Origin of the sequence: Kitasatospora sp. MAA4 (assembly GCF_029893355.1) — a bacterium.
GTDB lineage: Bacteria > Actinomycetota > Actinomycetes > Streptomycetales > Streptomycetaceae > Kitasatospora.
In genome coordinates, this window is sequence record NZ_JARZAI010000049.1 from 22,381 (window position 1) to 28,450 (window position 6,070).

Sequence of the window (6,070 nt, forward strand, 5' to 3'; positions counted from 1 at the left end):
CGTCGGTCGGATCCGCTGCCCAGTGCCCGCGACCGAGGAGCAGCATGCGAACGCCTGACCGGCAGGCCCAGGCCGTCGCCCTGACCGACTTCCTGACCGCGGACCCGGTGCGGTGGCCGCTGCTGGCCCCGCAGGTGGTGGCCGCGGTCGGCGCGGACCGCCTGCGGGCGATCACCGAGGCCACCGCGGCCCGGGTCGGCGGCATACAGGAGGTCGTCGACACCCCCGGGGGGCTCGCCGTCACCGGCCCGGCCGGGCGGGTGCCGGCCTGGGTGCGACTGGACGCCGACGGGGTGCTGGCCGGCCTGCTGATCGCCGCGGCACCGGCCGGGCGCCGGGAGTTGCCGGCCGGTCTGCAGCGCTGGTTCGGCCGGGGCCTGTGGCTGCTGCTCTTCGGCTGGTCGGTCCTCTCCTGCTGGACCGCGGACAGCGTCACCGGGTGGATCGGCTCGGCCCTCACGGCAGCCTTCGGCCTCCTGCTGCTTGAGGGCTGGAGTGCGCCGGCCACCGAAACCTGGTGGATCCGCCGCCCGTTGGAGCTCTCCGCACTCTCGGCGTTCGCCTCGGCCGCCCGGCTGCCGGGTCTGCCGTTCGGTCACGACGAGGCCCAGATCGCCCTCGGCGCGACCCTGCTGGTCACCAGCACGGTGGCGCTGACCCTCTCGCGCCGGCACCGCTGGCGGGAGACCACCGCGGTCCCGCTCGCGCAGTTCCCGCTGCGCGGCAGCTGGTACGTCGTCCAGGGCGGCGGCCGCGGCCTGAACCACCACTTCGGCATCGCGGAACAGCGCGGCGCCGTCGACCTGTTGCAGGTCGGGCCGACCGGGACCCGGGGCAGCTCACAGCACCTGGAGTCGTACCGCGCCTACGGCGAGAAGATCTACGCCCCCTGCGCGGGCCGGGTCGTCGCGGCGGTCGACGGGATCGAGGACCAGCAGCCCGGAGTCGTCCGGTACGGGCCGCTGTACGGCAACCACGTCTTCATCGACACCGGGGACGCCCTCGTCAAACTCGCCCATCTGCGCCCGGGGACCGTCGCCGTGACGACGGGCCAGCAGATCGAGGCGGGCTGCCTGCTCGGCGAGGTCGGCAACTCCGGCAACACCAGCGAACCCCATCTGCACCTGCACGCCGAGCGCGACGGCCAGGGCCTGGAGCTGCGCTTCGCCGGCGTCGCCAAGGGGCTGTACCGCGGCCGCACCGTCCGCGCCTGACATCACGCCCCGCTTGCGCCCGGCGCGGGAGCCTCGGCGCGCGCGTGGGCCCACTCCGGTAATCCACTCCGTGTGCGCCCTGCCTACCGGTCGTGCACGCCGGTCAAATCGGCGCACGTCGAGCAATCTCGTTCACCAGCCCGGTCAGACCTGACCAGGCACTACGCCCAGAACGGTGAATGTGCAACAAGAATGGGTAAATCCCTGACGGACCTGGAGAATTCGTGCTTCTCTGCTGCTGAAACTCCAGCCGGAATCCTTCCTTCCACGGTCGGCCGCGTCCTGGACCGCACAGCCTCGAACAGTCTCGCCATCGGCCGAGGCGGACGCTGCACGGCGGGCGCGTACGGAGCTGAAATGCGGAGCCCAGCATGCTCACCACACTGCAGACCTCCTATACCGACACCCGCGCCGGCGATCTGGCCTGGTGTCTCGGCGGCGGACCGCTGCCCGCGCTCGCGGTGCGCGACCTGCCCCTGTCGGGCGAGGTTCGTCCGACCGACGGCCGCCCGACGGACGGCAGACCGGCGGGCACCCTGCAGCTGCGCCTGCTGGGTGCCTCGCACCAGGTGGTGATCGCGGCCGGGCCGGGTGACTGCCTGGAGACGGTGGCCTGCATGCCCGGCCGCCGCAACCCGCTGCCGGCCCGGGTGGCCGAGCAAGTCTCGGGCTGGGAGTACGAGTTCGCGGCCCGGATCGAGACCCACCCGCCGCACATGTTCGCCGCCCGCGCGCAGGAGATCCTCGCCCTGGTGGGCGGGCACCCGCGCGGGCTGGCCGGGGTCTTCCCGGGCGACCCGAGCGCGTTCACCGCCCTGTTCGCGTACGGCAGCGCGGACCGGGTGCTCTGGCGCACCTGGCACGCCTACCCGCAGGAGGGGCGGCTGGTCTGCACCCGCTCCGCCCTGGTGGTGCGCAGCCAGGTCGAGGCGGCTCCGAACCCGGGCGCCCGCTGCGCGATGGCCCGTCCCACCGCGCCGTGACCCTCACCCCCATCACCCCGCTGTCCCGAACACCATGACGACCCGTCAATGACGACAGGATGGCTATCCATCGAACGAGTGCGACTGCTCGCGGCATATGTCCCCTAGCGTTTCTGCGTGATCGACCAGCCGGCGGGCCCACCCGCGCAGCCCGGCCTTGACCGCGACGGTCCTCCCCCTGCCTCCGGCCGTCCCGGAGCTGACCGGGCCGTACGGCGCAGGGCGCCTACCCGCGGGCAGAGCCGGGCCCGCCTCCAGCCCGACCCCGGTGCCGAGGCCCCGTCCGGCCCGGCCCGGTGGCCGCGCACCCGCACCCGTCCGCGCCTGCGCACCCCGGCCCGCTCTCGCCCGAACGGACGCACCCGAACGGGCGAACCGGACGTGACGGCCGCACCCGCCGCAGCGCGCGCCCCCACCCGATCGGACGCACACACCCGAGCGGGTGACGGCGGCCGTCCGGACCAGCACCGCCGCCCCGGCCGCCGCCTCGCGCCGCTGCGCCGCCGCCCCGCTCTCGCCCGGCTGCTGGTGCTGCTCGCCGCGTTCGTCTGTGCGGCCTGCGGCCTGGTGTACGAACTGGAGTTGGTCGCACTCGGCGGCTACCTGCTCGGCGACTCCGTCACGCAGACCTCCGTCGTGCTCTCCGTGATGGTCTTCGCGATGGGCACCGGCTCGCTGGTCGCCAAACACCTCGCGCACCGGCCGGCCACCTTCTTCGCCGCGGTGGAGTGCGCCCTCGCACTGGTCGGCGGGCTCTCGGTGCTCACGCTCTACGCCTGCTGGGCCTGGCTCGGCCGCTGCGAGCTCACGATGGTCGGCCTGACCTGCGTCATCGGGGTCCTGATCGGCGCCGAGATCCCACTGCTGATGACGCTGATCCAGCGGATCCGCCAGGAGGACGCCGGCCGGGCCGCGGCCGACCTGTTCGCCGCCGACTACGTCGGTGCGCTGATCGGCGGTCTGGCCTTCCCGTTCCTGCTGCTGCCCGCGCTCGGACAGGCCACCGGCGCCCTGCTGACCGGTGCGGTCAACGCGCTGGCAGGGGCAGCGGTGGTGCTCTGGCTCTTCCGCGACGAACCGGGACCGCGCGCCCGGCTGCTGCTCTGGATCGGCTGCGGAACGGTCCTGGCGGCGCTGGCGGTGGCGGCGGCCTGCACCGGCGCGATCGAACGCGCCGCCCGCCACGCGCTCTACGGCGGCCAGGCGCGCCCGGCCGTGCAGAGCCGCTACGGCGAGATCGTGCTGACCGGCCGCCCGCCCAGGGTCCCCGAGCAGGGCTCGGTGCCCGCCGACCCGCTGCGGCTCTACCTGTCCGGACGGCTCGCGGTCTGCGGCGCCGACGAGTACCGCTACCACGAGGCGCTGGTGCACCCGGCGCTGGCGGGCGGCGCCGACACCCGGGTGCTGCTGCTCGGCGGCGGCGACGGCCTCGCCCTGCGCGAGGTGCTGCGCCACAGCGGGGTGGCCTCGGTGCTGGTGGTGACGCTCGACCCCGCGCTGCCCGAGCTGGCCCGCACGGATCCGGGGCTCGCCGCGCTGAGTGAGCACTCCTTCGCGGACCCCCGGGTCCGGGTGCTGACCGCCGATCCGCTGGAGTGGCTGCGCCGGGCCGGGCCGCTGCCGCCGTTCGACGCCGTCCTCGCCGACCTGCCGGCGCCCGAGCGGGCCGCGCACAGCGAGTACCACTCCACCGAGTTCTACGGACTGGCCGCCGCCCGGCTCGGCCCGCAGGGACGCCTCGCGGTCCCGGCCGGGGCCGGCGGTCCGGGCCTGTGGACCGCCGAGGCCGGTCTGCGCGCGGCCGGCCTCGCCACCCTGCCGTACCCGGTGGCGGGCACCGGGCCGGCCTGCGACCCGGCCGGGAGCGGCAGTCTGGCCGCCGTGCTGCTCGCCTCCCGCGACCCGCTGCCACCGCTCCAGCTGGCCGACGACGCCCCGCCCCCGCGCTCGCTGACCGTCGCGGAGCTGACCGCCTCGGCGGCCCGGCTGGCCGCCGCCCGACCCCAGGACCTGCCCCCGCCGAGCACCCTGCTGAGGCCGCGCTGACGCCGCGGATGGCCTTCTGAGTGTCAACCTGGCGCCGCGCCCTCCCACCTGGGGGGTAGGTCGGTAGGCTCACAGGTATGGAGCATGAGGTTGTCGTCCCGCTGCCGGCCGCGCTGGTCCACCGAGCCCTGCAGGATCCCGCGCTGCTCGCGCGGTGCGTGCCCGGTCTGAGCACCGATGCGGCCGAGCCCACCGACGCGCGCACGGCGCGGCGCGAGGGCGGCGGCACCGCGCCCGAGGAGATCAACGGCCGGCTGCGGCTGCGGATCGGCAGCTCCACGATCACCTACCGGGGCGTCGTCTCGCTGATCCGCAGTGGCGCGGCGGGTGTGCTGACCGCCTTCGCCGAGGGTCAGGAGGCCCGCGGCGACGGCGAGGTGACGGCCACCGTGCGGATCAGCGTCGAGGAGGACGGCGACGACCGCACCGTGCTGCGCTTCCGCGGCGACCTGACGCCGGGCGGCCGGCTCGCCGAGTTCGACGCGGAGGCGCTGGCGCTGGCCGGGCGGCGCCTGCTGGACCGCTTCGCCGCCGCCCTGGCCGCCGACGGCAGCACCGAGAGCGCCGCCGAGGAGGCCGAGGAGACCGCCGCCCGCCCGCTCGAGTTCAGGCCCCGGGCCGAGCAGGACGACGAGCTCCCCGACGACCTCTTCGCCGACGACCTCTCCGACCTGATCTCCTTCTCCGACTCCGAGAGCTTCGGCCTCGCCGCCGAGCCCGAGAGCCTGGACGACCTGGCCGGCACCGCGGCCGCCGCCGAGGCACTCGGCGCCGGCCACGGCACCGAGAGCGTGGACGCCCCGTACGGCTACCAGCCCGGCGGCGACCCGCTCTCGCCGGACGACGTGCTGGCCGGCCCGGTCCGCCGCAGCATCGTCGGGCGCTCGGCCGAGGAGGTGGACCACGCCCCGCCGCGCGGCCGCTACGCCCCGGCCCTGCCCGCCCGCAGCGCCCGGGCCCGGGCCGCCAGCCGCTGGTCCGGCGAGCACGGCGCCGGCGCGCCGGTGGCCTCCCGGGTGCACGGCCGCGCCAGCGTGCCGTGGGTGATCGGCGGCTCGGTGGCCCTGCTCGGCGGGGCGGTCGTGCTGGCGCGGGCCCTGCGCAAGCGCTGACCTGCGGCACTCCGCCAGGCCCTAGACTGACTGTTCATGAGCAACGACCGCGACGCCCTGCTGGCGCAGATCAAGAACAAGGCCGTGGTTCACGGCAAGGTCACCCTCTCCTCCGGCCTGGAGGCGGACTACTACGTCGACCTGCGCCGCATCACCCTGGACGCCCAGGCGGCGCCGCTGGTCGGCCGGGTCCTGCTGGACACCACCGCGGACCTCGACTACGACGCGGTCGGCGGCCTGACGCTGGGCGCCGACCCGGTGGCCGCCTCGATGCTGCACGCCGCCGCCGCCCGCGGCCGCGAGCTGGACGCGTTCGTGGTCCGCAAGACCGGCAAGGCGCACGGCCTGCAGCGCCGGATCGAGGGCCCGGACGTCAAGGGCCGCCGGGTGCTGGCCGTCGAGGACACCTCCACCACCGGTGGCTCGGTGCTGACCGCCGTGGAGGCGCTGCGCGAGGCCGGCGCCGAGGTGGTCGGCGTCGCGGTGATCGTCGAGCGCGGTGCCGCGCCGGCCATCGAGGCGGCCGGTCTGCCGTACTACACCGTCTTCACCGCGCAGGACCTCGACCTCGCCTGAGGCTGCCCGGTCCCACGTTCGGCACAACGGCCGGGGGGGGGGGGGGGGGGGGGGCGGCCCCCCCCCCCCCCCCCCCCCCCCCCCCGGGGCCCCCCCCCCCCGCCCCCCCGGGGCCGCTGCCCCTGCCGCTACCGCTGAC

5 protein-coding genes are annotated in these 6,070 nt (G+C 75.9%); all 5 read left to right on the forward strand.

Annotated elements, in window-relative coordinates; all coding sequences use genetic code 11:
- Positions 1–44: 44 nt before the first annotated feature.
- The 5 genes from P3T37_RS36105 (at position 45) to pyrE (ending at position 5,931) form a co-directional block, all read left to right on the forward strand.
- Entirely contained in the window at positions 45–1,214 is a 1,170-nt protein-coding gene (locus tag P3T37_RS36105; protein WP_280728207.1) for a M23 family metallopeptidase, read from the forward strand.
- 371 nt (positions 1,215–1,585) lie between these two features.
- Positions 1,586–2,197 carry a DUF2617 family protein gene (locus P3T37_RS36110; protein ID WP_280728208.1) on the forward strand — a complete coding sequence of 204 codons (612 nt, stop codon included), beginning with the start codon at positions 1,586–1,588 and terminating at the stop codon, positions 2,195–2,197.
- A 495-nt stretch (positions 2,198–2,692) separates the two neighbouring features.
- Positions 2,693–4,243: a polyamine aminopropyltransferase gene (locus tag P3T37_RS36115; protein WP_280728212.1), complete on the forward strand. Its 1,551-nt coding sequence runs from the start codon at positions 2,693–2,695 to the stop codon at positions 4,241–4,243.
- A gap of 77 nt (positions 4,244–4,320) precedes the next feature.
- Positions 4,321–5,355 carry a hypothetical protein gene (locus P3T37_RS36120; RefSeq protein ID WP_280728209.1) on the forward strand — a complete coding sequence of 345 codons (1,035 nt, stop codon included), beginning with the start codon at positions 4,321–4,323 and terminating at the stop codon, positions 5,353–5,355.
- A 36-nt stretch (positions 5,356–5,391) separates the two neighbouring features.
- Entirely contained in the window at positions 5,392–5,931 is a 540-nt protein-coding gene (gene pyrE / locus P3T37_RS36125; protein WP_035799504.1) for an orotate phosphoribosyltransferase, read from the forward strand.
- Positions 5,932–6,070 lie beyond the last annotated feature (139 nt).

Bases quoted from the DNA above. Each gene is read 5' to 3' on its own strand.
- pyrE (WP_035799504.1), top strand. From the start codon at position 5,392: ATGAGCAACGACCGCGACGCCCTGCTGGCGCAGATCAAGAACAAGGCC.
- P3T37_RS36120 (WP_280728209.1), top strand. From the start codon at position 4,321: ATGGAGCATGAGGTTGTCGTCCCGCTGCCGGCCGCGCTGGTCCACCGA.
- P3T37_RS36110 (WP_280728208.1), top strand. From the start codon at position 1,586: ATGCTCACCACACTGCAGACCTCCTATACCGACACCCGCGCCGGCGAT.
- P3T37_RS36105 (WP_280728207.1), top strand. From the start codon at position 45: ATGCGAACGCCTGACCGGCAGGCCCAGGCCGTCGCCCTGACCGACTTC.